This is a genomic window from Arthrobacter sp. SIMBA_036 (genome assembly GCF_046535135.1).
Classification (GTDB): domain Bacteria; phylum Actinomycetota; class Actinomycetes; order Actinomycetales; family Micrococcaceae; genus Arthrobacter.
This window is the reverse complement of sequence record NZ_JAWRXG010000460.1, coordinates 1-236: the sequence shown is the minus strand read 5'-3', so window position 1 is coordinate 236 and position 236 is coordinate 1. Positions and strand designations below refer to the sequence as shown.

The window sequence follows — 236 nt, the reverse complement described above, 5'->3', positions numbered from 1 at the left end:
AAAACTGGTAAGTTATGAAGCTGTCGCAATGAGAATTGATGCCAAATTAGGGCTTATTCCCGGCCAAGTTCAATTTGATAAGGCAAAATCAGCAGGTGTTATCGACAACCAAATCACAATGTTTAAAAATCAAGATGAGTTAATAACCGCATTGCTATCAGGAAAAATTGATGCATTCGCAGCTACAGCAGTTGGAAATAATGCTATCGTCGAAGTGAACCCAGGATTGCACGCAG

The 236-nt window shown here is 39.8% G+C and carries 1 protein-coding gene; it reads left to right on the top strand.

The features are described 5' to 3' along the window. Nucleotides 1-28 precede the first annotated feature (28 nt). On the top strand, nucleotides 29-236 hold a 208-nt coding region (locus tag SB659_RS20525; RefSeq protein ID WP_410551774.1), incomplete at its 3' end, for a hypothetical protein.